Annotated in this window: 23 protein-coding genes; 20 read left to right on the top strand and 3 right to left on the bottom strand. The window is 60.5% G+C overall.

Annotated elements, in window-relative coordinates:
* The first annotated feature begins 447 nt into the window (after window positions 1-447).
* The 4 genes from HEP89_RS09215 (at window position 448) to HEP89_RS09200 (ending at window position 4,656) form a co-directional block, all read left to right on the top strand.
* On the top strand, window positions 448-1,296 hold the full coding sequence (locus HEP89_RS09215; protein WP_139314088.1) for a hypothetical protein: 849 nt from the start codon (window positions 448-450) through the stop codon (window positions 1,294-1,296).
* Window positions 1,297-1,367: 71 nt separating this feature from the next.
* Window positions 1,368-2,195 carry a hypothetical protein gene (locus tag HEP89_RS09210; RefSeq protein ID WP_168691845.1) on the top strand — a complete coding sequence of 276 codons (828 nt, stop codon included), beginning with the start codon at window positions 1,368-1,370 and terminating at the stop codon, window positions 2,193-2,195.
* A 125-nt stretch (window positions 2,196-2,320) separates the two neighbouring features.
* Window positions 2,321-3,112 (top strand): ABC transporter ATP-binding protein, encoded by a 792-nt coding sequence (locus tag HEP89_RS09205; protein WP_168691844.1) that lies wholly within the window; start codon window positions 2,321-2,323, stop codon window positions 3,110-3,112.
* Entirely contained in the window at window positions 3,109-4,656 is a 1,548-nt protein-coding gene (locus HEP89_RS09200; protein ID WP_168691843.1) for a permease, read from the top strand. Before HEP89_RS09205 ends, HEP89_RS09200 begins: the two co-directional genes overlap by 4 nt.
* Before the next feature lie 114 nt (window positions 4,657-4,770).
* Here HEP89_RS09200 and HEP89_RS09195 read toward each other — a convergent pair whose 3' ends face one another.
* Window positions 4,771-5,505: a Stf0 family sulfotransferase gene (locus tag HEP89_RS09195; protein ID WP_167579540.1), complete on the bottom strand. Its 735-nt coding sequence runs from the start codon at window positions 5,503-5,505 to the stop codon at window positions 4,771-4,773.
* Window positions 5,506-5,742: 237 nt separating this feature from the next.
* Between HEP89_RS09195 and HEP89_RS09190 the strand changes: the two genes are divergently transcribed.
* The 8 genes from HEP89_RS09190 (at window position 5,743) to HEP89_RS09155 (ending at window position 11,313) form a co-directional block, all read left to right on the top strand.
* Window positions 5,743-6,105 carry a metalloregulator ArsR/SmtB family transcription factor gene (locus HEP89_RS09190; RefSeq protein WP_208993430.1) on the top strand — a complete coding sequence of 121 codons (363 nt, stop codon included), beginning with the start codon at window positions 5,743-5,745 and terminating at the stop codon, window positions 6,103-6,105.
* Window positions 6,102-6,569: an SRPBCC family protein gene (locus tag HEP89_RS09185; RefSeq protein ID WP_062486318.1), complete on the top strand. Its 468-nt coding sequence runs from the start codon at window positions 6,102-6,104 to the stop codon at window positions 6,567-6,569. Before HEP89_RS09190 ends, HEP89_RS09185 begins: the two co-directional genes overlap by 4 nt.
* Before the next feature lie 39 nt (window positions 6,570-6,608).
* Window positions 6,609-7,649, top strand: coding sequence for an alpha/beta hydrolase (locus HEP89_RS09180; RefSeq protein ID WP_197923178.1), 1,041 nt, complete (start codon window positions 6,609-6,611; stop codon window positions 7,647-7,649).
* Window positions 7,591-7,959 (top strand): cupin domain-containing protein, encoded by a 369-nt coding sequence (locus tag HEP89_RS09175; RefSeq protein WP_168691842.1) that lies wholly within the window; start codon window positions 7,591-7,593, stop codon window positions 7,957-7,959. Before HEP89_RS09180 ends, HEP89_RS09175 begins: the two co-directional genes overlap by 59 nt.
* Window positions 7,956-8,786 (top strand): metallophosphoesterase, encoded by an 831-nt coding sequence (locus HEP89_RS09170; RefSeq protein WP_168691841.1) that lies wholly within the window; start codon window positions 7,956-7,958, stop codon window positions 8,784-8,786. Before HEP89_RS09175 ends, HEP89_RS09170 begins: the two co-directional genes overlap by 4 nt.
* A gap of 178 nt (window positions 8,787-8,964) precedes the next feature.
* Complete coding sequence (locus HEP89_RS09165; protein WP_167579539.1) at window positions 8,965-9,519, top strand: helix-turn-helix domain-containing protein; 555 nt, start codon at window positions 8,965-8,967, stop codon at window positions 9,517-9,519.
* Window positions 9,520-9,571: 52 nt separating this feature from the next.
* Window positions 9,572-10,495 (top strand): alpha/beta hydrolase, encoded by a 924-nt coding sequence (locus HEP89_RS09160; protein ID WP_197923177.1) that lies wholly within the window; start codon window positions 9,572-9,574, stop codon window positions 10,493-10,495.
* A 284-nt stretch (window positions 10,496-10,779) separates the two neighbouring features.
* Window positions 10,780-11,313, top strand: coding sequence for a hypothetical protein (locus tag HEP89_RS09155; protein WP_023002657.1), 534 nt, complete (start codon window positions 10,780-10,782; stop codon window positions 11,311-11,313).
* 40 nt (window positions 11,314-11,353) lie between these two features.
* On the opposite strand, the gene HEP89_RS09150 is transcribed toward HEP89_RS09155, so the two are convergent.
* Window positions 11,354-11,662 (bottom strand): DUF1330 domain-containing protein, encoded by a 309-nt coding sequence (locus HEP89_RS09150; RefSeq protein ID WP_168687362.1) that lies wholly within the window; start codon window positions 11,660-11,662, stop codon window positions 11,354-11,356.
* Between the two features lie 56 nt (window positions 11,663-11,718).
* Between HEP89_RS09150 and HEP89_RS09145 the strand changes: the two genes are divergently transcribed.
* Complete coding sequence (locus HEP89_RS09145; RefSeq protein ID WP_168691840.1) at window positions 11,719-12,774, top strand: AraC family transcriptional regulator; 1,056 nt, start codon at window positions 11,719-11,721, stop codon at window positions 12,772-12,774.
* 60 nt (window positions 12,775-12,834) lie between these two features.
* On the opposite strand, the gene phnF is transcribed toward HEP89_RS09145, so the two are convergent.
* The gene (phnF, locus tag HEP89_RS09140; protein ID WP_168691839.1) at window positions 12,835-13,575 is read right to left on the bottom strand and encodes a phosphonate metabolism transcriptional regulator PhnF; all 741 of its coding nucleotides are present in this window, start codon (window positions 13,573-13,575) and stop codon (window positions 12,835-12,837) included.
* A 132-nt stretch (window positions 13,576-13,707) separates the two neighbouring features.
* Between phnF and phnG the strand changes: the two genes are divergently transcribed.
* The 7 genes from phnG to phnL are packed head-to-tail and all read left to right on the top strand — an operon-like array spanning window position 13,708 to window position 18,796.
* The gene (phnG, locus tag HEP89_RS09135; protein WP_168691838.1) at window positions 13,708-14,193 is read left to right on the top strand and encodes a phosphonate C-P lyase system protein PhnG; all 486 of its coding nucleotides are present in this window, start codon (window positions 13,708-13,710) and stop codon (window positions 14,191-14,193) included.
* A complete protein-coding gene (gene phnH, locus HEP89_RS09130) occupies window positions 14,193-14,819 on the top strand; it encodes a phosphonate C-P lyase system protein PhnH (RefSeq protein ID WP_168691837.1) in 627 nt (208 codons plus the stop codon). The genes phnG and phnH overlap by 1 nt, the downstream gene beginning before the upstream one ends.
* Before the next feature lie 3 nt (window positions 14,820-14,822).
* On the top strand, window positions 14,823-15,947 hold the full coding sequence (locus HEP89_RS09125) for a carbon-phosphorus lyase complex subunit PhnI (protein WP_168691836.1): 1,125 nt from the start codon (window positions 14,823-14,825) through the stop codon (window positions 15,945-15,947).
* Window positions 15,944-16,372, top strand: a complete 429-nt coding sequence (fosX, locus tag HEP89_RS09120; protein ID WP_152509110.1) for a FosX/FosE/FosI family fosfomycin resistance hydrolase — start codon at window positions 15,944-15,946, stop codon at window positions 16,370-16,372. The genes HEP89_RS09125 and fosX overlap by 4 nt, the downstream gene beginning before the upstream one ends.
* Window positions 16,369-17,298, top strand: a complete 930-nt coding sequence (locus HEP89_RS09115) for an alpha-D-ribose 1-methylphosphonate 5-phosphate C-P-lyase PhnJ (RefSeq protein ID WP_168691835.1) — start codon at window positions 16,369-16,371, stop codon at window positions 17,296-17,298. The genes fosX and HEP89_RS09115 overlap by 4 nt, the downstream gene beginning before the upstream one ends.
* Window positions 17,295-18,083, top strand: coding sequence for a phosphonate C-P lyase system protein PhnK (gene phnK / locus HEP89_RS09110; protein WP_055660045.1), 789 nt, complete (start codon window positions 17,295-17,297; stop codon window positions 18,081-18,083). Before HEP89_RS09115 ends, phnK begins: the two co-directional genes overlap by 4 nt.
* A gap of 8 nt (window positions 18,084-18,091) precedes the next feature.
* The gene (phnL, locus tag HEP89_RS09105) at window positions 18,092-18,796 is read left to right on the top strand and encodes a phosphonate C-P lyase system protein PhnL (RefSeq protein WP_055660504.1); all 705 of its coding nucleotides are present in this window, start codon (window positions 18,092-18,094) and stop codon (window positions 18,794-18,796) included.
* The last annotated feature ends 60 nt before the right edge of the window (window positions 18,797-18,856 follow it).

Genomic DNA, 18,856 nt, shown 5'->3' with positions numbered 1-18,856 from the left:
ACTGATCTTCAAGAATTCAATTCCGAAAAGTGCGGTGTTCGGTTTGGAAATGGGTACACATTTCGAAAGTAATGGGGGCGCAAAGCTGCCATTGAATCAATAGGTGTTGGAGGACTGCTCAGGGCCGAAATTGCCAACGCATGCCGGACCAACGAATGTCAGCTTAACCCTTTCGAGACACGTAAGCCGACCGTCCGCTCCCACCCCCAAATCTACCAGTCGGCAATGCGTCTCTCGGCTTACCCTTTTACTGGAACCACCTCATAAAATTTCCTCATCTTCCCTTACGTTAATTCTTGCATTGCCACACACATCGGCTCACTATCGAGAGCAGTTACTTGTCATACAAAGCCCTGTGACGCGCCATTTCTTGTGCGCTTCAAAGCAAAAGAAAGATGTGCCTGCTGAAGGCATTCAAGGCGCGACAGTCGATCTGGAACCTGACGTATGCCAATTACCTTCGCACCTCGTATCGCCATGTTCGGATTTGACGCCACGGCCTCGCCCAAGTGGCAAATGGTACCCAGGGGGTGGGAGCGCACGATTGTGGTGCGGGGGGCAGGTGCCCTAATTCCCGAATTGACCCCCAATGACATTGCCAGGGTCACCTATCGCCGTGTCGGCGCCGAACATCATCTGACGCTCAAGGGCCTCAAGGCCGGCAAGGGGTTTGTCCGCTTTGTGCCGAATGCCGGGTTTGCGGGGCCTGTTCCCAACAGCGACATTCTGGAAATCTCGGTCAAGACCGAGGTCAAGATCAACACGGCGTTTCACTATGTGAAGGACAACGCCGGCCACAAGACCAACCGCAACATGGGCGACCTCAACGCCCTGATACGGGGCGTCAACCGGTTGCTGGACACCCAGGCCAACGTGCGGATGTACAGAAAGAGCGCACGCACGATAACGGTTCCACAGAACCTGGGCGCCACGGTACGGTTTTCCAGCCACCTGGCGGGTGTTGCGGCCGCCGAACATGAATGGGACGATGTCACGGCCTTTGCCGATGCTGCCGCGGATTTCAATGTCTTCTTCGTGTGGCAGTATGAGCAGGATGCGACGCCTGCGGTCAACAACACCCGGGCCGGAACCCTGGCCGCCGAGAAGAACTGCCTGATGCAAGATACGATCACCGGCTCGACCCATGCCGAAACCCTGGCACACGAGACCATACACCTGCGCGGCATCGGCCCGCACAGCGGAACCGCAACGCACCTGATCGCCAGTGGCGCGGTGCGGACGGGGCAGCTGATTTCGCGCGCCCAGGCCAACATCATCAATCCGTCGGGCACATGATGGTTCGACACCGCAACCTGGCCGGATGCATCGCAGGGGCGTTTCTGGTCACCTGGCTTGCAGGAAGCACTATGGCAGACGACATGAACCTTGAGGCAGAGATCGATACCGCGCTGGCCGGAGGCTCGCCGGAGGCTGTGGTGGAGGCAGGCCCGGCCGCCGTCGCTCCCCTGGCCGCGCGCCTGGCCGCGGCGAAGAGCACCGGGGAAAAATCAGCCCTGGTGGAGCTGCTGTCCGCCGTCGGCGGTGCAGACGCCCTGGCGCCCGTCTTGCCCTATATCGGTGATGCCGACCCGGACCTGCGCGCGCGCGCCAGCGCCGCAGCGCTGAAAGTCGTGCTGGCCAATGGCCCACCGTCTGGCCCCGTCGCCAAGCAGCTTCAGACCGAAGTAACAGCGGCGCTGGAAGCGCCGGACGCGGAAGGCGGCGTGTTGCTGCTGGGGGCACTGGCACCCGGAGCGGAAGACGCGCTTGAAGCTCACCTTTCCGGCACGCGGCTAGTCAAGGCACAACCACAGGGGCCCACGGCCCCCGCAGCCCTGGCAGCCCGGCTGGCGCTTTCGGCTTTGGGGGACGATGAAGCGCGAACCAGCCTCCTGAGGCAAATCCCCGAGGCCGAGCCGGACAGTCTCGTCTTCATGCTGAAGGCCTTGCCCCTGATTGACGCGCCCGAGGTTCTGCATGCCCTGGCCGCAACCACCCTTTCCTCAGACGCCCCCGTCGCAGACGGTCTGCCAAGCGGAGCGGAACCCGCCCGGGAGGTGGCCGACGTCGCGGTCGAGGCGTTTGTCGCGCGCCTGAACCTCACCCCTGGCTTCAAGGTGACGCCGGGTGCCATCTACACGGCGGACCAACGGGCCGAAGTCGAAAGGCTCATCACGGGTTCAATCCCGAACTAGGCAAACCGGTCTTCCAACTCTCTTTTTCGCCCCTGATACTTCAGCCCAGGACAAATGACCGGATTTTACATTAACGAAAGGTCCCATCGGTAAACTGGAGAAAACCTTCCAGAGACGAGAAAGTGATGCCGTCTTCCAGTAACGCCGCTCTCGAAATTCTCAATCTTCACAAGCGTTTCAGCGAACCCGCGGTCAACGATCTCTCGTTGAAGGTGCGCAAAGGCGAATTCTACGCCTTGCTCGGCCCCAATGGCGCCGGCAAAACCACCACTCTGCGCATGGTCGCCGGCCTGCTTCAGGCCGACGCGGGGGCGGTCAGGGTCTGCGGCATCAATGCCTTCGCGGATCCGATTGCCGCCAAGCAGGTTCTGGCCTGGGTTCCGGACGAACCCATGGTCTACGACAAGCTGACGCCGCTTGAATATCTCGAATTCGTGGCAGGCCTCTGGAGCATGCAGCCGGACCTTGCAAGGTTCAAGGCCGACAGCCTTCTGGACGCCTTCGGACTTGCCCCCCATGCCAATGAGCGCTGCGGCGGGTTCTCGAAAGGCATGCGCCAGAAGGTGGCGCTTGCCGGTGCCCTGATCCACGAACCGCGCCTGATCATCCTCGACGAACCGCTCACCGGCCTCGATGCAGGCTCTGCCCGCCAGGTGAAGAAGGTGCTGACCGGGCTTGTCGCGCAGGGCGTGTCGATCATCATGACGACCCATATCCTGGAGGTGGCGGAGCGCATGGCCGACCGGATCGGCATTATCGCCCGCGGACAGCTTGTTGCCGAAGGAACGCTGGAAGAGCTGCGCCAACGGGCAAGCGCCGGCGGCCATTCCCTGGAGGATATTTTCCTGGAAATCGTGGGCGGCGATGCCGGCGCACATGCGAATACGGCCGAACTCCTTGATGAGAAGGTGGCATGAGAGCGTTGGCGGCCCCTTCCGCCCTGATGCGTTTCTCCCGCCATGAATTGCGGCTGGCATGGCGCGACTGGGCCTGGATGTTTTCAGGCTGGCGCAGCACGAGCCTGCGGCGCGCCTTGATCGGCATGAGCATCTTCTACGCGGTCATGCACCTGATCGCCTACGCGGTGCTTTCCCCCCGCTTTGCCACCGGGTTTGTACTCGACCAGACAGCACAGGCAGCGCTTTCGGTCACGGTGCTGCTCAGCTTCACCATGATGCTGTCACAGGCGATGGAGTCGGTAACCCGTGCGTTCTACGCAAGGGATGACCTGGACCTGATCCTGTCTTCCCCCGCCCCCTCGCGTGACCTGTTTCTCGTGCGCATCGTCATGATGGCCTTGACGAGCTGGGCCATGTCGGCGCTGGTCATCTCACCGTTCCTCAACGTTGCAGTGGTGCTTGGCGGGGAACACTGGCTGGCGGGATATGTGGTTCTTCTGGCGGTATCGCTGAACGCGACCGGGGCAGGCGTTTTGATCACGCTCGCGCTGTTCCGAACGGTTGGCGCGCAGCGCACGCGCTTTTACGCGCAAATTCTCGCAGCGGTCGTTGGCGCGGCTTTCCTCATCGGGATGCAGGTGGTGGCGATCCTGTCCTTCGGGTCGATGTCGCGGTTCACGCTGTTCGATCCCGCCTTTCTGGCAAGCCATGCGCCGGGTGAGGGCTCGCCGTGGTGGTTCCTCGCCCACACGGTGGCCGGACAGACCAATGCCGTGTTCCTGTTCCTGGCGCTTTCCGTCGCGTTTTTTGCGGTCGGGGCCTGGCGCGGCGCGGTCCAGTTTCGCAGCATTGTCGTGCTCGCACTTGGCGTTACGGAAAAGACCCCGCGCAGCCGCGCTTCCGAGCGGACCTTTCGCAGTTATTCGCCGCTCGGCGCGCTCGTCTTGAAGGAACTCAAGCTCATCGCCCGCGATCCCTGGCTGATATCCCAGACGCTGATGCAGGTTCTCTATCTCATTCCGCCGGCAGTCATGCTCTGGGTCAGCTTTGGCGAGAAAACCGAGATTTCCGTGATCGTCGCGCCGGTTGTCGTCATGGCGGTTGGACAGCTTGCCGGCGGCCTCGCCTGGCTGACCATCTCCGGTGAGGACGCACCCGACCTGATTGCGACAGCCCCCATCTCTGCGTTCACACGCCTGTGGGCGAAAGTGCTGTCGGTGCTGACGATTATCGCAGCAATCGTGCTGCCGATCTCCCTGGGTCTGGCGCTCATATCGCTCTGGGGCGCTGCCATCACCGCCGCCGGCGCCATGACCGCGGCAGCAAGCGCAGTGCTTGTTCAACTCTGGTTCCGGGCACAGGCCAAGCGCACAACCTTCCGGCGCCGTCAGGTCGCTTCCAAGGCCTCCACGCTTGCGGAGGCCGCCGCATCCATTGCCTGCGCGGCCGGGACGGCCCTCGTCGCGGCGGCAAGCCCGCTGGCGATCCTCCCGGTCTTCCTGCTCCTGAGTGTGCTCGGGATCTCCTGGAGCATCCGCCCGAAACACAGCGCAAGCGCCTGAGGGGCACCACACTTCAAGCAAGTGGCTGTTGACTGAAGCATCGCCAGCCAATCCGCCTATGGGGCGGTGCGAAGGGGCAAATCGACCGCCGGAACGACGCCCAAGCAAGTTCGCTCAAGGATCCTGCAAAGCTCTGCGCGTGCCGCATTCGGCAAGATATCGATGATAGAAATCCGTGTTCAGGTCGCTCGCCTGGCGTTGCAGTGAAGTCGTTTCGATAGCCTGGCCGGGCATGCCCAGCCAGTCCAGCAGGAGCTGTGTTGCCGCGCGGGGATCCTGGGCGAAGCGCTCATAGGTGGCATGGAACGGCACGATGCCGTTCTGTCTGAAATAGGCCAGCCAGCTTTCGCAGTCCTGCGAAATCCAGTTCACAAGCCTGTCGATACTTTCAAAATCGTAGCTGGGCTCGGCGATGCGCTCCTGCGCGGAAACCCATTGCTGGGTCTGGATGGCAATGTGAAGCGATACGGCCTGATAGTAGATATCGCCCCGGAGATTGTAGACGTAGAGGCAGTCGCCGAAGAGCTCCTCCAGCCTCCTCACGCCGAGCTCCCGCAACAGGTCGAACTGATAATTGTGCAGCATCAGCGAGACCGGCAGACCGGAACCGGCGTCAAAATCCCGGATCGCCCGCACATAGCGCTTCAGCTCCTCTGCCGTTGCGGGCAAATCGTGAAACTCCGGCAGGAAGTGCCGGATCTTCTTGTCGAAATGCCCCTGCCCGAACCACTCGTAGCTTTGCCGGGTCACCTTCGACGCACTCAGCGTCGTTGCCAGCGCCGTGCTGCCCGTTCTCTGGGTAGAAGCAAATACGATCGTGTCGCACGCAAGGCGGTGTGGGGCTGTCACAAAGGTACCTCGCCCGGGAGAAATGTTGGCAACCGCAAGCTTGGGCCGCCTGGATTTGCGGGTCAACAGGCGTTCCGACACATCGCCTTGAAACGGCCGGCAGGCGCCTTCAGAGTGATTGATGGATCAAATTGCCACGCAGAACCCTACGAAGCAGATCTCCCCTCCGGTCGATGATTGCGCCAGCCAGTGGGCTCTTATCGACTAAAAGTTAGCCAACTGGAAAACTTTCTTGACATGACGGACGCCGCATCATTACTTAGCCATATGGCTAACTTAGATTCGATCTTCCACTGTTTGTCCGACACGACCCGGCGCGCGGTAATCGCACAATTGGTCAACGGACCAGCCCCGGTTTCGGAACTTGCGGCATCCCATGAAATGGCGCTGCCGAGTTTTCTCAAACACATCAATGTGTTGGAGAAGAGCGGTTGGATCGAAACGAATAAGTCCGGCCGAATCCGAACTTGCCGCCTTCGCCCGGAAACGGTCCGTGCTGCAGAAGGCTGGCTGGAACAACAGCGACGCCACTGGGAGGCGCGGCTCGATCGGCTCGACGCATTTCTGGCCAACATGAATGAGGCAGAGGACAAGGAATGACACACGACCCCGAACTTGATTTGGTGCTCGAACGGAAGGTTTCCGCATCTCCCGCACAGCTTTGGCGCGCCTGGACAGAACCGGAGCTGCTTGCTCAATGGTTTGCCCCCAAACCGTGGACAGTGGCGCGGGCCGCTATCGAACCGCATCCCGGCGGGATTTTCACTGTCGTTATGGCGTCGCCGGAAGGGAACGAAATGGCAGAACCTCCCGGCTGCGTTCTACTTGCAAAACCCGAGCAGCGACTGGTCTGGACTGATGCCATGGGGCCAGGTTTCAGGCCCAACGGCGAAACGTTCATGAGCGTGGACATCACCATGCGCCCTACCGAAGGCGGAACGTATTACCGGGCATTGGTGATGCACAAAAATCCGGAAGACAGAAAACGGCACGAGGAAATGGGTTTCCACTCTGGATGGGGAACCTGCCTCGACCAACTCGAAGCTTTCGCGCGCAGTCTTTGACAGTCAGGCGCGACAGGCAAGGCTGAGGATAACCTTTCCATGAAAAGACATATGACGAGTGCCGCTTTGATCTTGTCGATGCTGGCGTCACCCAGCATCGCGCTTGCCGACTCTACACTACAAAACGGCTATGCCGAGGTGAACGGCATGCGGATGTATTACGAGATAAGCGGTGAAGGCGAACCGATTGTTGTCCTCCATGGGGCATACATGAACATTCAGTCTATGGGTGACATCATCCCAATGCTGGCGGAGACCAGACGCGTTTACGCGGTGGAACTCCAAGGGCACGGCCGGACGGAAGATATAGACAGGTCCATAACTTACCCTGCCTTGGCAGAAGATGTTGCCCTATTCATGGATGCCCTGAACCTGCCAGAAGCAGACGTTTTCGGCTACTCCATGGGCGCTGCAGTCGGGTTTCAGCTTGCGGTGCGCCACCCTGGGAAGGTCGATCAACTGGTCGCCGCTTCCCTTGCCTACGACATTGAGGGCATGCAGCCGGAATATCGCGCCATGGTACCCTCCATGACGCCAGATATGTTCACCGGAACACCGATCGAGCAAGACTGGAAGAGGTTGGCACCCGATCCGGACGGGTTCGACGATTTCGTTACACGCATGATCGGTCTGGAACATGAGCCGGTATCCTGGGAAGAGGACGTCAGGACCTTGCAGGCCCCTGTGCTCCTGATTTCCGGCGACGCCGACGTCTCGACCCTTGAGCACTCGGTGGCAATGTTCCGTCTTCTGGGCGGCGGTTCGATGGGCGATCTGGGAAATCCCTTGCCCGCGTCGCGCCTTGCGATTTTGCCGGCAACCTCCCACACCGCGATCATTCGGCAACCGGAATTGCTTAATGCGTTCATTGCCCCCTTCCTTGCGGGAGAAACACCGAAAGGCATGTTCGACTACCCCTCCCAGATCGGGCTGGCCGGCATCGACAATTTCCGACGCAGGCACCGGTGTTGCCGCTCGTGCAGAACGCACAACAAAATCAAACCTCAACACAGGTCAAGGCATGTACACGCTCGTGAACACCGCAACGGCGGCACACTACAATTGGGGCGACAACTGTGACGGCTGGGTTCTGGCGAACAGCGACCCACTCCTGATTATCGAGGAGTTCATGCCCGCACGCACAGCCGAACAGCGTCACTATCACTCCCGCGCGAGGCAATTCTTCTATGTTCTCGATGGTTGGTTGACGATGGAGATAGAAGGCCATTTGTATAAGGTCCCGGCCCGGCAAGGCATCGAGATCCCGCCCCTTGTATCCCATCAGGCAAGAAACGACGAACGTTCCGGAGTGACGTTTCTGGTCATATCGACCCCAACGTCCCGCGGTGACAGAACTATCGCGCCTCCGAACCAGGATCAGATCACATGATCAGAATTGCAGTTGTTACAGATATTCATCATCACGCAACGCATGGAAAATCTGCTCTCCATTCTCTCGCGGACTTCGTGGTCTGGGCAAACACCGAAAAGCCAGACATTGTTCTTGATCTGGGAGATCGCATTACCGACGTTGACAAACAAACAGATATGCGTCTCCAGAGAGAGGTTGCAGAAATCTTCGCGGAACTGGAAGCACCGGTGCAGCATTTGTGCGGCAACCATGATCGTGACAACCTGAGCGTTGGTGAAAACGCGGAAATCCTGCGCACTGGGCTGGATAACACCGTAATTGACCTCGGTGACTGGCAACTTGCAGTGTGGCGCGCCGATACCAGATTCACATATCATGAGACGAACGCAGGGTTTGTTCTGCCTGAAGCCGACCTTCGCTGGTTATCTCAGATGACCCAGCAGGTCGACAAGCCGACACTGATCGCCAGTCACATCCCGTTTTCAGGACACAGCCAGATCGGCAATTACTATTTTGAGCGAAATGCCGAATATTCGACCTATCCGCAATCACAGCGCATCCGCGCAGCTATTGCCCAGGCGCGGGTGCCACTCGCCTGTATCGCAGGACACGTGCACCGGAACACGGTCACAACAATTGACGGCATTCCACACCTCACACAGCAAAGCCTGACCGAATGCTTCACCACGGGCGGAGAGCCTGCCCACGCCTGGGGTCTTTTGAAACTCGGCTCCAAACTTGAGTGGCAAGTTTTCGGGAACGATCCGTTTGAGCTGAGGCTCACTCCCTCTCGGAAACGCTCGCCGGCTCCTCTCGCTCCCTTCGTCTTCGAGCAGCGCGCATAATTATAGTAAGCATTCGGGTTAACGCAGCGGCTTTTTGGGTTGCCACTAAGACATTCAGCCTCCCGGTTATCCCCTCGCAACATGTCTTGCTTCGTTCAGCGTCGCCATTGTTTCCTTGCGCGGATTTCAGATGACGTGCGACACAAGGCTTTCAGCTCAGCCACAAGACGGATCAAGAATGCCGCGGCCAAAGAAAGTTTCGGATTTTGATGTTCTCAATGCCGCTCTGGAAGTCCTGACGGAAAAAGGAGCAGGCTTCACGTTAAGTGACGTTGCCAGCCGGGTAGCGCTCTCCCGGGCAACTCTCATCCAGAGATTTGGTGATCGCGACGCCATCCTCCACAGGATGGCAAGACATGAGGTCGACACGACCAGGGCCTGGCTTGCCGAACTTCCTGTCAACCGGGGAAAAGACAATCTCTGGCGGTTTCTGGTCGAGATTGTCGAGAGCATGGGCAGCGGAGAGGGGTTCTCCGCACGGGTTGCGATCGCGGCTCTGGAAGCGCGCGATCCCATTCTCCGGGCTTGTGCAAACGAACGGTATCAACTTGTCCAGGCCGCGATAGCGGCTCGTCTCACCGACCATCAGCATGCGGAAGAGATTGCAGTCCATCTGCATGCCCTAATCGCTGGCGCCACCATGCAATGGGTTGCAAGTGACGAAAGAGTTCCACTGCCAACCTTTGTCCTCGAACGTCTCGAAACCGCGTTCAAATGGCTGCCTATCGATTGACAAAACTCACTTCCATTTATAACCTTCGCGTAGGTTATAAATGGAGGGCGCAATGAATCGGCGAGATGCCATGGCGTTGGTCGTGTCAGCTGCAGTCTTTGCAAGAAGCTCTCTTGCCAGAGAGAGCGGAGACCTGATGTTTGTCGACAGTGGAGACGTTCGCATTGCAACCCAGACCTTCGGAGTTCCTGAAGGTACGCCACTCCTCCTCATAATGGGGGCGACCGCGTCCATGGTCGGGTGGCCGGATGAATTGTGCAGCACCTTGGCCGAACAGGGTTTTTTTGTCATCCGCTTCGACCATCGTGATACTGGATGCTCAACAACAGTGCCGCCTGGTGAAGCGACCTACGCAATTGAGGACATGGCGACGGATGTCCTGGCCGTAATGGAGTCATACGGACTGCCGGCGGCACACCTGGCAGGCATGTCCCTCGGCGGATATATCTCCCAGATGCTCGCCCTGTCTCATCCGGAGCGCATTCACTCCGTCACGCTGATCGGAAGTGAACCTTTGGGCTGGGACGGTGCTCCACTTCCGACAATCTCCGATGATTTTCTTCGACACTTTGCGGGTTTCGGAGAACTGGACTGGCAAGACAGGCGAACCGTTTCCCGTTTCCTCGTCGAAATAGACAGGCTGTGCAGCGGGACTGCAAACACCTTCGATGCAGAAGCGGCACTCGCAAGGGTGGAGAAGGTCCTTGATCGAACCGAGAGCCCCGCCAGCATGTTCAACCATTCTTCCCGGACAACGCGGGAAAACTGGGCTGGCCGTTTCCGCGAGATTTCCTGCCCGGTTTTCGTCCTGCATGGATCGGAGGACCCTATCCTGCCGGTCGAAAATGGCAGAGCCCTGGCTGAAGGCATACCAGGGGCCGAGCTTGCGATCCTCGAAGGGGTCGGCCATGAATTACCCAGGTCGCACCACCGCGAAATTGCAGATCGAATGATACGTTTCGCCTTGGCCCGTTAGGCGGAGAACTACATTCCTACCAAGGTTTTGGAACTAATTCTGTTCACTATTGGAGTTGCCGTTTCCTCGATGTGCCAATGGAGCATGCCATCTGGCAGCAATCGTTGGCTGATCTGAAACCGGACATGCAGTTTACTGAACCTGTCCTTAAGCAAATTCGCGTCTAGTCAGCAATGCGCATGCGCCGCGTTGCCGGAAACGGCAAAGGTTCGAGCGTGCGCAGAGCTTACCGCCGCGCGAGGGGCCGGTGTCCGCATATCAATATGCATTTGAGGTATTTTGGAATGAATTTTAGAGCTTTTGTCTCGGTACTGGCCTTGCTGCCGGCAACAGGTGCGGCTGCCGCGCCGTTCAGCAGCGGCGATTGGGAAGCCGCCAGGATCGGCAGCACCTGCCTTGTCTATAACAACGCCCCGGCGCGCGACACCTCCGGCTCGTTGCAGTTCAGCTTCGACGTCAAAGGCTATAATGCGGATTTCACATACGAATATGCGCCCTACACCGAAAACGAAGAAGACCCCTGGGCCGAAACCGACCTGGTTGAAATTACCATCGACGGAGAAGATTCCTGGCTGGGAGGAGAAATGTTTCCCGTCGGCATGCAGGACCCTTACCAGATCTCGATGACGTCCGGCTTCGTGAAGGACATGGCCGCCGCGGTGGCAGATGCGCAGACAACGATCGACATTTCCGTCGAGCGCGAAAGCCTAGGCGAAACATGGCTCTACGGCCGCTTCTCGCCGGCCGGCTTCAGCGAGAGCCTCGCCAAGGCTGCCGAGATGTGCGACTTCGACCCGGCCAATTTGCCGGAATCCTGATCAAGCGTCGGCCACGCACCCGTCACGGGCGCTTGTTTCCTCAAGTGCCCGGACCATGCTCGAACCCGCCCAACAGAACGCCGTCACACCGGGCTGCGGCAATCCTGTCTTTCTTCAGCGGGGCATAAAGATCGGACTCATACCAGGCTCGGGCTGTCTGGCTGTCGGGAAACTCGATCAGTACCGGGATATTGGGCGTCCAGTCACCTTCCAGAACGCTATCCATGTCGCCGAGAACACGGTAGCGCCCGCCAAAGTGTTCCACGGTTTCAAAGACCTTGGCGCGATAGGCACCCAGGAGTTCCGGATCGTGGATTTCCCTGACGTCGAAAAACACGAATGCAGCCATGGCGAAATGTCCTTCCGTTGATTTCTTACCTGCGGCTGGAAATGCTAAACTCGGACATGTCCCGGCTCCATGCTCCACCGTCCGCAAGTTCTGCCCCCGCATCCGCGCGGGAAACGGCAACCCCTGCCGGGTCTGGACCGGCACAGGATCCACTCGCCGACGTTCTGAACCTCGTGCGCCTGACCGGTGCGCTGATGTTCCTGGTGGATGCCAGCGACCCCTGGTGCGTCGATATTCCCCACACGAATGCCTACCGCGCGATCCTTGCAGATCCCGGGCAGCACGTGCTGTCCTATCATGTCGTCCTGGAAGGCTCAGGCCTGGCCTCCATACCGGGCGAGGCGCCCATCCGGTTCAACCGGGGTGACGTTCTCGTCTTCCCGCAGGGCGATGGGTACCGGATGGAAAGCGCAGCTGGAATGCCTCCCGAGTTCAGTGCGGACGAGGTCGTCGACTTTTTCGAAAACCTTGCCGCCGGACGCTTGCCGAGCATCGTTCTGGAAGGCGGTGGCGGAGACCCGCGGGCCTTGTTCCTGTGCGGGTTCCTCGCCTGCGACGCAAGACCCTTCAACCCGCTGCTTGCAAGGCTCGAACGCCGGCTTCTGGTCTCGTCATCCGAAAGGACTGATGACAGTCTGCAAAGGCTGATCGACATAGCCCGGACAGAAATACAGTCAGACCAGCCCGGCAGCCGCAGCGTACGCCTGCACCTGTGCGAACTGATCTTCATCGAAACGCTTCGCCGCCATGTGCTGTCGCAGGCCCCGGCGAGCGAAGGCTGGCTCGGCGCCCTCACCGACCCGGTCGCCGGTGCCGCGATCACCGCCATACACGCCGACCCGGCATCGGACTGGACGCTGGAACGCCTTGCCCGGCAGATCAACACGTCCCGCACGGTGCTGACCGAACGCTTTGCCGGAAAAATGGGTCAGGGACCGATGCAATATGTGACGTCCTGGCGCCTGCAGCTCGCAGCGCGCCAATTGCGGGACAGCAGGTCTTCAATTGCGGAAATCGCCTGGAACGTGGGCTACCGGTCGGAAGCGGCGTTTTCCCGCGCATTCAAGAAGATGGCGGGCGTGTCACCCGGAGCTTGGCGGCGGATTGATTGATCCTGCGGACATGGCTCACCGGGCGAATAAGACGAACCAACCTCGCGTCAATGTGAGCGTCTAAACCTCGCCGCTGACCACCAGCTGCATACGGTCGGCCGCCACGCGGGCACGGGTGTATTGCAGGGGCTTGCCGGTCATGTCCAGGTTGACGCTTTCCATCACCATCACCGGCTGGCCCAGCGCCAGGCCAAGCTGCTGGGCATCGCGGTTTTCCACCAGCTCGGCCGTGATGCGCGTTTCCTTGCGGCGGTAATCGGAAATGCCGGCACGTTGCAACGCCGCCGTGATTGATCCGGTGTCGGCATAATCAGCGACGAAATTGGGCACGCGGGACTGCTCGAACCAGCTTGTGGCCGCGATCATCGGTACACCGTCGGCAACGCGCAGGGTTTCCACGCGAATGAGTAGCGTTCCGAGCGACACGCCAAGCTGATGCGCCAGAAGGGCGTCGGCTTCCTCGACAGCCGAGCCGATCAACCGTCCGGACGGTGCCCGAAGTTGGCCGGAAACGATTTCCGAAAAGCGCGTGCGTGGCCCGATGGGATAGCTGAGCGGGGCAGAGGCAACAAAGGTGCCACGGCCCTGGTCGGCCCGCAGAATACCATCCGACGTCAGCGCGGCGATTGCCCGGCGCACCGTGTGGCGGTTGACGCCGAACCGGCTTGCAAGCTCGGATTCCGGCGGCAGGCGGCTGCCTTTTTCAAAGGCCCCGCTCACGATTTCCGCCTTCAGCGTTTCCATGATCTGGCGCCACACCGCAATTCCGGCGCTGCGGTCGAGAGTGCTGTTCGTCGTCATGAGCCCGTCATCAAATTTCGATACCAAAGAGTCAACCGGATTATTTGTCTAGACAAATAGACAAATCGAGTCTAGGACAAGGGCGTTTTCAAACGCTTTCCGAAGAACCGCCCAACCCAAAAGGCGCGCTTCATGACAGACATTACCTCTTCCGCCTCCCCAGACACCCAACCCGGCGCAGCCGTGGGCGCCCGCCAGAAGGTGATCGCGACACTGGCCGCAGCCTCCGCCGAGGCCGTCGCGGAAAAATTCAGCGCACTTCCGCCGCAAAGCTACGAGCTGGTGCGCCAGCCCGAAACCGGACTGGTGATGGTGCGCGGCCGCATGGGCGGCACCGGCAGTCCGTTCAACCTGGGCGAGGTCACGGTCACCCGCTGCGTTGTTCGCCTGGAAACCGGTGAAACCGGCAATGCCTACAGCCTTGGCCGCAACAAGCAGAAAGCGCTGCAGTCCGCCGTGATCGACGCCCTGTGGCAACACCCTGCAATGCAGGAGCGCATCGAGACGGACATCATCGCGCCGCTGGCCGAAGCCCAGGCAGGAACGCAGGAAACCGTTCGCGAGGAAACCGAGGCCACCAAGGTCAACTTCTTCACCATGGTGCGGGGAGACAACTGATGAGCGCAGCACAACAGACCGCCGCCGCCCCGCTGGCCGCAGGATTTCAGGACCCGGTTCACGATGCGCAGGGTTGCTTTCGCGCGATCATGAATGCCATGGCCCGGCCGGGTACGCTGCAGGCGATTTCCACCGGCAATCTGAAGCCGCCCGCACCGCTGACGCAGGTGGCCGCCGCCATTGCCCTGACCCTGTTCGACTACGACACGCCGATCTGGCTCGACAAGCCTCTGATGACGTCGGACGCCGTGAAGACCTTTCTGCGCTTCCACACCGGCTGCTCGATCGTCACCGAACCGGTGGAAGCGGCCTTCGCGCTGGTCAGCGCACCGGTGAGCATGATCCCGCTGGCAAGTTTCAACCAGGGATCCGCCGAATATCCGGACCGATCGACAACGGTGATCCTGACCGGTCAGGACTTCGGGTCCCATTCAGCCGTCTCCTTTAGCGGCCCGGGCATCAAGGACACCGTTTCCTTTGGCACCGGTCCGGTTCCACCGGTGTTCTGGGACCAGGTGATTGCCAACAACCGCCAGTTTCCACGGGGTATCGATCTGGTTTTTGCCGGACAGGACGCGCTGTCTGCCCTGCCCCGTTCCACCCGCATCCTCAAAGCGGAGGTCTGAACCATGTATGTAGCCGTAAAGGGTGGTGAAAAGGCCATCCGCAACGCCCACAAGCTCATGGCCAAGCGCCGCCGGGGCGACACCTCCGTTCCCTCGCTGACGCTGGAGCAGATCGCCCAACAGCTGTCTCATGCCGTTGCCCGTGTCATGGGCGAAGGTTCGCTCTACGACGAGACGCTGGCCGCGCTCGCCATCAAGCAGGCACGCGGAGACCTCATCGAAGCCGCCTTCCTGATGCGTGCCTACCGAACGACCCTGCCACGGTTCGGCTACAGCCAGCCGATTGACACCGCGAAGATGCTGGTGGAACGGCGCGTTTCAGCCACCTACAAGGACCTGCCGGGCGGCCAGGTGCTGGGCCCGACCTTCGACTACAGCCACCGCCTTCTGGATTTCGCGCTGGCCGCCGAAGAGGACGGTCTCGAAAAGCCTGTCGAAACAGCTACCGCAGAAGAAGGCAGCATGCCGCGCGTCACCGACCTGCTGGGCGACGAAGGCCTGATGGAGCCGGACCCGGTAACCGACGAGGATGCGCCCGTCGGCGACCTGACCCGCGAGCCCCTGTCCTTCCCGGCCGATCGGGACCTGCGCCTGCAGAACCTTGCCCGTGGCGACGAAGGCTTTCTGCTGGCATTGGCCTATTCCACCCAGCGCGGCTACGGCCGCACACACCCCTTCGCCGGCGAAATCCGCTACGGCGAGGTCGAGGTCGAATTCTTCGCCGAGGAACTCGGCTTTGCCGTGACGCTCGGTGCCATCAAGGTGACCGAGTGCCAGATGGTCAACCAGTTCAAGGGTTCGGCCAAGACCGCCCCAACCTTCACCCGGGGTTACGGTCTCGTGTTCGGGCAGGTGGAGAGAAAGGCCATGTCCATGGCCATGGTCGACCGTTCCATGCGCTGGCAGGAACTGGGCGAGGAACAGTCCGCCCCGGCTCAGGATGTCGAATTCGTCCTGTCCCATTCAGACAACATCCAGGCGACCGGTTTCGTCGAACACCTGAAGCTGCCGCATTACGTCGATTTCCAGGCCGAACTCGATCTGGTGCGCCGGATGCGCGGCGAATGGTTCGAAAAACGCCGCCAGGAAGAAGAAGAGGGCAGCACCGCCCAGGAGGCGGCGGAATGAGCAGCGGCCTTAGTCATATGACGTTCATCGTCAGTGATCTGGACAGGATGACGAACCTGCTGACGACGGTGCTCGGAGCCCGGGAAGTCTACTCCAGTGAAGAGGCCACCTTTTCCCTCTCCCAGGAAAAGTTCTTTCTGGTCGGTGACGTCTGGATCGCGATCATGCAGGGCGATGCCCTGAACGAGCGCACCTACAATCACGTGGCTTTCAAGATCGAAGAGGAAGACTTCGACACGAAGCTGGCAGCCGTCGAGCGCCTTGGCCTGGAAGTCAAACCACCACGCGCCCGCGTCGAAGGTGAAGGCAGGTCCATCTACTTCTACGACAACGACAATCACCTGTTCGAGTTGCACACCGGAACGCTGGACATGCGCCTCGACCACTATCGCCGGATACTCAGGGAACGGAGTGCTGCGCAATGAACGACACGGCTCAGATTTTCGAACAGGGCGAATACAACTTCGCCTATCTGGATGAGCAGACCAAGCGCATGATCCGCCGGGCAATCCTGAAGGGCATCGCGATACCGGGTTACCAGGTGCCTTTTGCCTCGCGTGAAATGCCGATGCCCTATGGCTGGGGCACCGGCGGGGTGCAGGTCACGGCGGCAATTCTGGGCAAGGACGATTGCCTGAAGATGATCGACCAGGGCTCCGACGACACCACCAACGCGGTTTCCCTGCGCGGTTTCTTCGAAAAGACCGCCGGCGTGCGCACGACCTACGAGACGTCGGAGGCAAGCGTCATCCAGACCCGCCACCGCATTCCGGAAAAGGCGCTGCGCGAGGACCAGATCATCGTCTTCCAGGTGCCGATTCCCGAGCCCCTGCGCTTCCTGGAGCCGCGCGAAACCGAGACCCGGAAGATGCATGCGCTCGAGGATTACGGCCTCATGCATGTGAAGCTTTACGAGGACATCGCCAAGAACGGCCATATCGCCACCACCTACGCCTATCCGGTGAAGGTCAACGACCGCTACGTGATGGATCCTTCGCCGACGCCGAAGTTCGACAACCCGAAGATCGACCAGATGGCGGCGCTTCAGCTTTACGGTGCCGGGCGTGAGAAACGCATCTACGCCATTCCACCCTACACCAAGGTGAAGAGCCTCGACTTCGAGGACTATCCTTTCGAGGTGCAGAAATTCGACAAGCCCTGCGGCCTGTGCGGCGCGGAGAATGTCTATCTCGACGAGGTGATCCTGGATGACAAGGGCGGGCGCATGTTCGTCTGCTCCGACAGCGACTATTGCGAGGAACGGCGCGCGGACGGCCATCTCGGCCCGATGGCGGCCGATCCGGCGGCACACCAGTTCGGCGCCCCCCTGGCAGAGGAGACCGCCCGATGAACGCCTTTCCCTCCGCGGACCCGCTGCTGCAGGTTCATAACGTCACCCGCTATTATGGCGACCGCATCGGCTGCGCCGATGTCTCCTTCGATCTCTGGCCCGGTGAGGTGCTTGCCATCGTCGGCGAAAGCGGCTCCGGCAAGACCACGTTGCTCAACTGCCTGTCGACACGGCTCGCGCCGACGGCGGGAGCAATCGAATACCGCATGCGGGACGGCACCATGCGCAACCTCTATCAGCTGACCGAGGCCGAGCGCCGCCTGCTGATGCGCACCGACTGGGGGTTCGTGCACCAGAATGCTGCGGACGGGCTGCGCATGAACGTTTCCGCTGGTGCCAACGTCGGCGAAAGGCTGATGGCGGTTGGCGAGCGCCACTACGGCAACATCCGCTCCACCGCCGACGACTGGCTGGGACGGGTGGAAATCGACAGCGACCGGATCGACGACGATCCGCGCTCGTTCTCCGGCGGCATGCGCCAGCGCCTGCAGATCGCCCGCAACCTTGTCACGAGACCACGGCTGGTCTTCATGGACGAGCCGACCGGCGGTCTGGACGTCTCCGTGCAGGCACGTCTTCTCGACCTCTTGCGCCGTCTTGTGGCCGATCTCGGACTTTCCGTGGTCATCGTCACCCACGACCTTGCGGTCGCCCGGCTGCTGTCGCACCGGATCATGGTGATGCGCCACGGCAACGTCATCGAAAGCGGCCTGACGGACCAGGTGCTCGACGATCCGCGCGAGCCCTACACCCAGCTGCTTGTTTCTTCCATTCTCCAGGTATGAGGACCGAAATGCCCGTACGCCTCTATCTCAACAACGTCGGCAAGTCCTTCACCATGCACCTGCAGGGCGGAACCGTCATTCCCGTGGTCGAGAAAGTCGAATTCTCGGTGAATTCCGGCGAATGTGTCGTCCTTGGCGGCCCCTCCGGTGCCGGCAAGAGTTCGATCCTCAAGATGATCTACGGCAACTACCGCTGTGACGAGGGTCAGATCCTGGTGACGGTCGGCGATGAAATCGTCAACATTGCCGGGGCCGAGCCGCGCAAGGTCCTGCGCCTGCGTGAAGACACGATCGGCTATGTCAGCCAGTTCCTGCGCACCATCCCGCGTGTTTCGGCCGAAGACGTCGTCGCCGAGCCGCTTATCGCCCAGGGCACCAGCGAGGAAGAAGGCGTCGACAAGGCCCGCTCCCTGCTGTCGCGGCTGAATGTGCCCGAGCGCCTGTGGACCCTGCCACCCGCCACGTTCTCTGGCGGCGAGCAGCAGCGCGTGAACATCGCCAGGGGGTTCATTGCCCATTATCCGATCCTGCTGCTGGATGAGCCTACCGCCTCTCTCGACGCTGCCAACCGGGCCGTGGTCGTGCGTCTGGTGGAAGAAAAGAAAACCCAGGGCGTTGCCATGGTGGGCATTCTTCACGACCAGGACGTCCGGGAACAGATCGCCGACCGTATCATCGACGTGACCGGTTTCAGCGCGGAGGCAGCCGCCTGAGCCACGAGATGAGGAAAGGCTTGCAGACGGGCGGAAACTGTCACAGAAAAGTCACCGCCC

Origin of the sequence: Labrenzia sp. 5N, assembly GCF_012395805.1 — a bacterium.
Taxonomy (GTDB): domain Bacteria; phylum Pseudomonadota; class Alphaproteobacteria; order Rhizobiales; family Stappiaceae; genus Roseibium; species Roseibium algicola.
The sequence above is the reverse complement of the archived record's forward strand: the minus strand, read 5'-3'. Positions and strand labels throughout refer to the sequence as shown.

Bases quoted from the DNA above. Each gene is read 5' to 3' on its own strand.
- HEP89_RS09180 (WP_197923178.1), top strand. From the start codon at position 6,609: ATGAAAAGACATATGACGAGTGCCGCTTTGATCTTGTCGATGCTGGCG.
- HEP89_RS09200 (WP_168691843.1), top strand. From the start codon at position 3,109: ATGAGAGCGTTGGCGGCCCCTTCCGCCCTGATGCGTTTCTCCCGCCAT.
- HEP89_RS09115 (WP_168691835.1), top strand. From the start codon at position 16,369: ATGAACGACACGGCTCAGATTTTCGAACAGGGCGAATACAACTTCGCC.
- phnL (WP_055660504.1), top strand. From the start codon at position 18,092: ATGCCCGTACGCCTCTATCTCAACAACGTCGGCAAGTCCTTCACCATG.
- HEP89_RS09145 (WP_168691840.1), top strand. From the start codon at position 11,719: ATGTCCCGGCTCCATGCTCCACCGTCCGCAAGTTCTGCCCCCGCATCC.
- phnF (WP_168691839.1), bottom strand. From the start codon at position 13,575: ATGACGACGAACAGCACTCTCGACCGCAGCGCCGGAATTGCGGTGTGG.
- HEP89_RS09185 (WP_062486318.1), top strand. From the start codon at position 6,102: ATGACACACGACCCCGAACTTGATTTGGTGCTCGAACGGAAGGTTTCC.
- HEP89_RS09170 (WP_168691841.1), top strand. From the start codon at position 7,956: ATGATCAGAATTGCAGTTGTTACAGATATTCATCATCACGCAACGCAT.
- HEP89_RS09215 (WP_139314088.1), top strand. From the start codon at position 448: ATGCCAATTACCTTCGCACCTCGTATCGCCATGTTCGGATTTGACGCC.
- HEP89_RS09205 (WP_168691844.1), top strand. From the start codon at position 2,321: ATGCCGTCTTCCAGTAACGCCGCTCTCGAAATTCTCAATCTTCACAAG.
- HEP89_RS09210 (WP_168691845.1), top strand. From the start codon at position 1,368: ATGGCAGACGACATGAACCTTGAGGCAGAGATCGATACCGCGCTGGCC.
- HEP89_RS09150 (WP_168687362.1), bottom strand. From the start codon at position 11,662: ATGGCTGCATTCGTGTTTTTCGACGTCAGGGAAATCCACGATCCGGAA.
- HEP89_RS09160 (WP_197923177.1), top strand. From the start codon at position 9,572: ATGAATCGGCGAGATGCCATGGCGTTGGTCGTGTCAGCTGCAGTCTTT.
- phnK (WP_055660045.1), top strand. From the start codon at position 17,295: ATGAACGCCTTTCCCTCCGCGGACCCGCTGCTGCAGGTTCATAACGTC.
- HEP89_RS09165 (WP_167579539.1), top strand. From the start codon at position 8,965: ATGCCGCGGCCAAAGAAAGTTTCGGATTTTGATGTTCTCAATGCCGCT.
- fosX (WP_152509110.1), top strand. From the start codon at position 15,944: ATGAGCAGCGGCCTTAGTCATATGACGTTCATCGTCAGTGATCTGGAC.
- HEP89_RS09175 (WP_168691842.1), top strand. From the start codon at position 7,591: ATGTACACGCTCGTGAACACCGCAACGGCGGCACACTACAATTGGGGC.
- HEP89_RS09125 (WP_168691836.1), top strand. From the start codon at position 14,823: ATGTATGTAGCCGTAAAGGGTGGTGAAAAGGCCATCCGCAACGCCCAC.
- HEP89_RS09155 (WP_023002657.1), top strand. From the start codon at position 10,780: ATGAATTTTAGAGCTTTTGTCTCGGTACTGGCCTTGCTGCCGGCAACA.
- HEP89_RS09190 (WP_208993430.1), top strand. From the start codon at position 5,743: ATGACGGACGCCGCATCATTACTTAGCCATATGGCTAACTTAGATTCG.
- phnH (WP_168691837.1), top strand. From the start codon at position 14,193: ATGAGCGCAGCACAACAGACCGCCGCCGCCCCGCTGGCCGCAGGATTT.
- phnG (WP_168691838.1), top strand. From the start codon at position 13,708: ATGACAGACATTACCTCTTCCGCCTCCCCAGACACCCAACCCGGCGCA.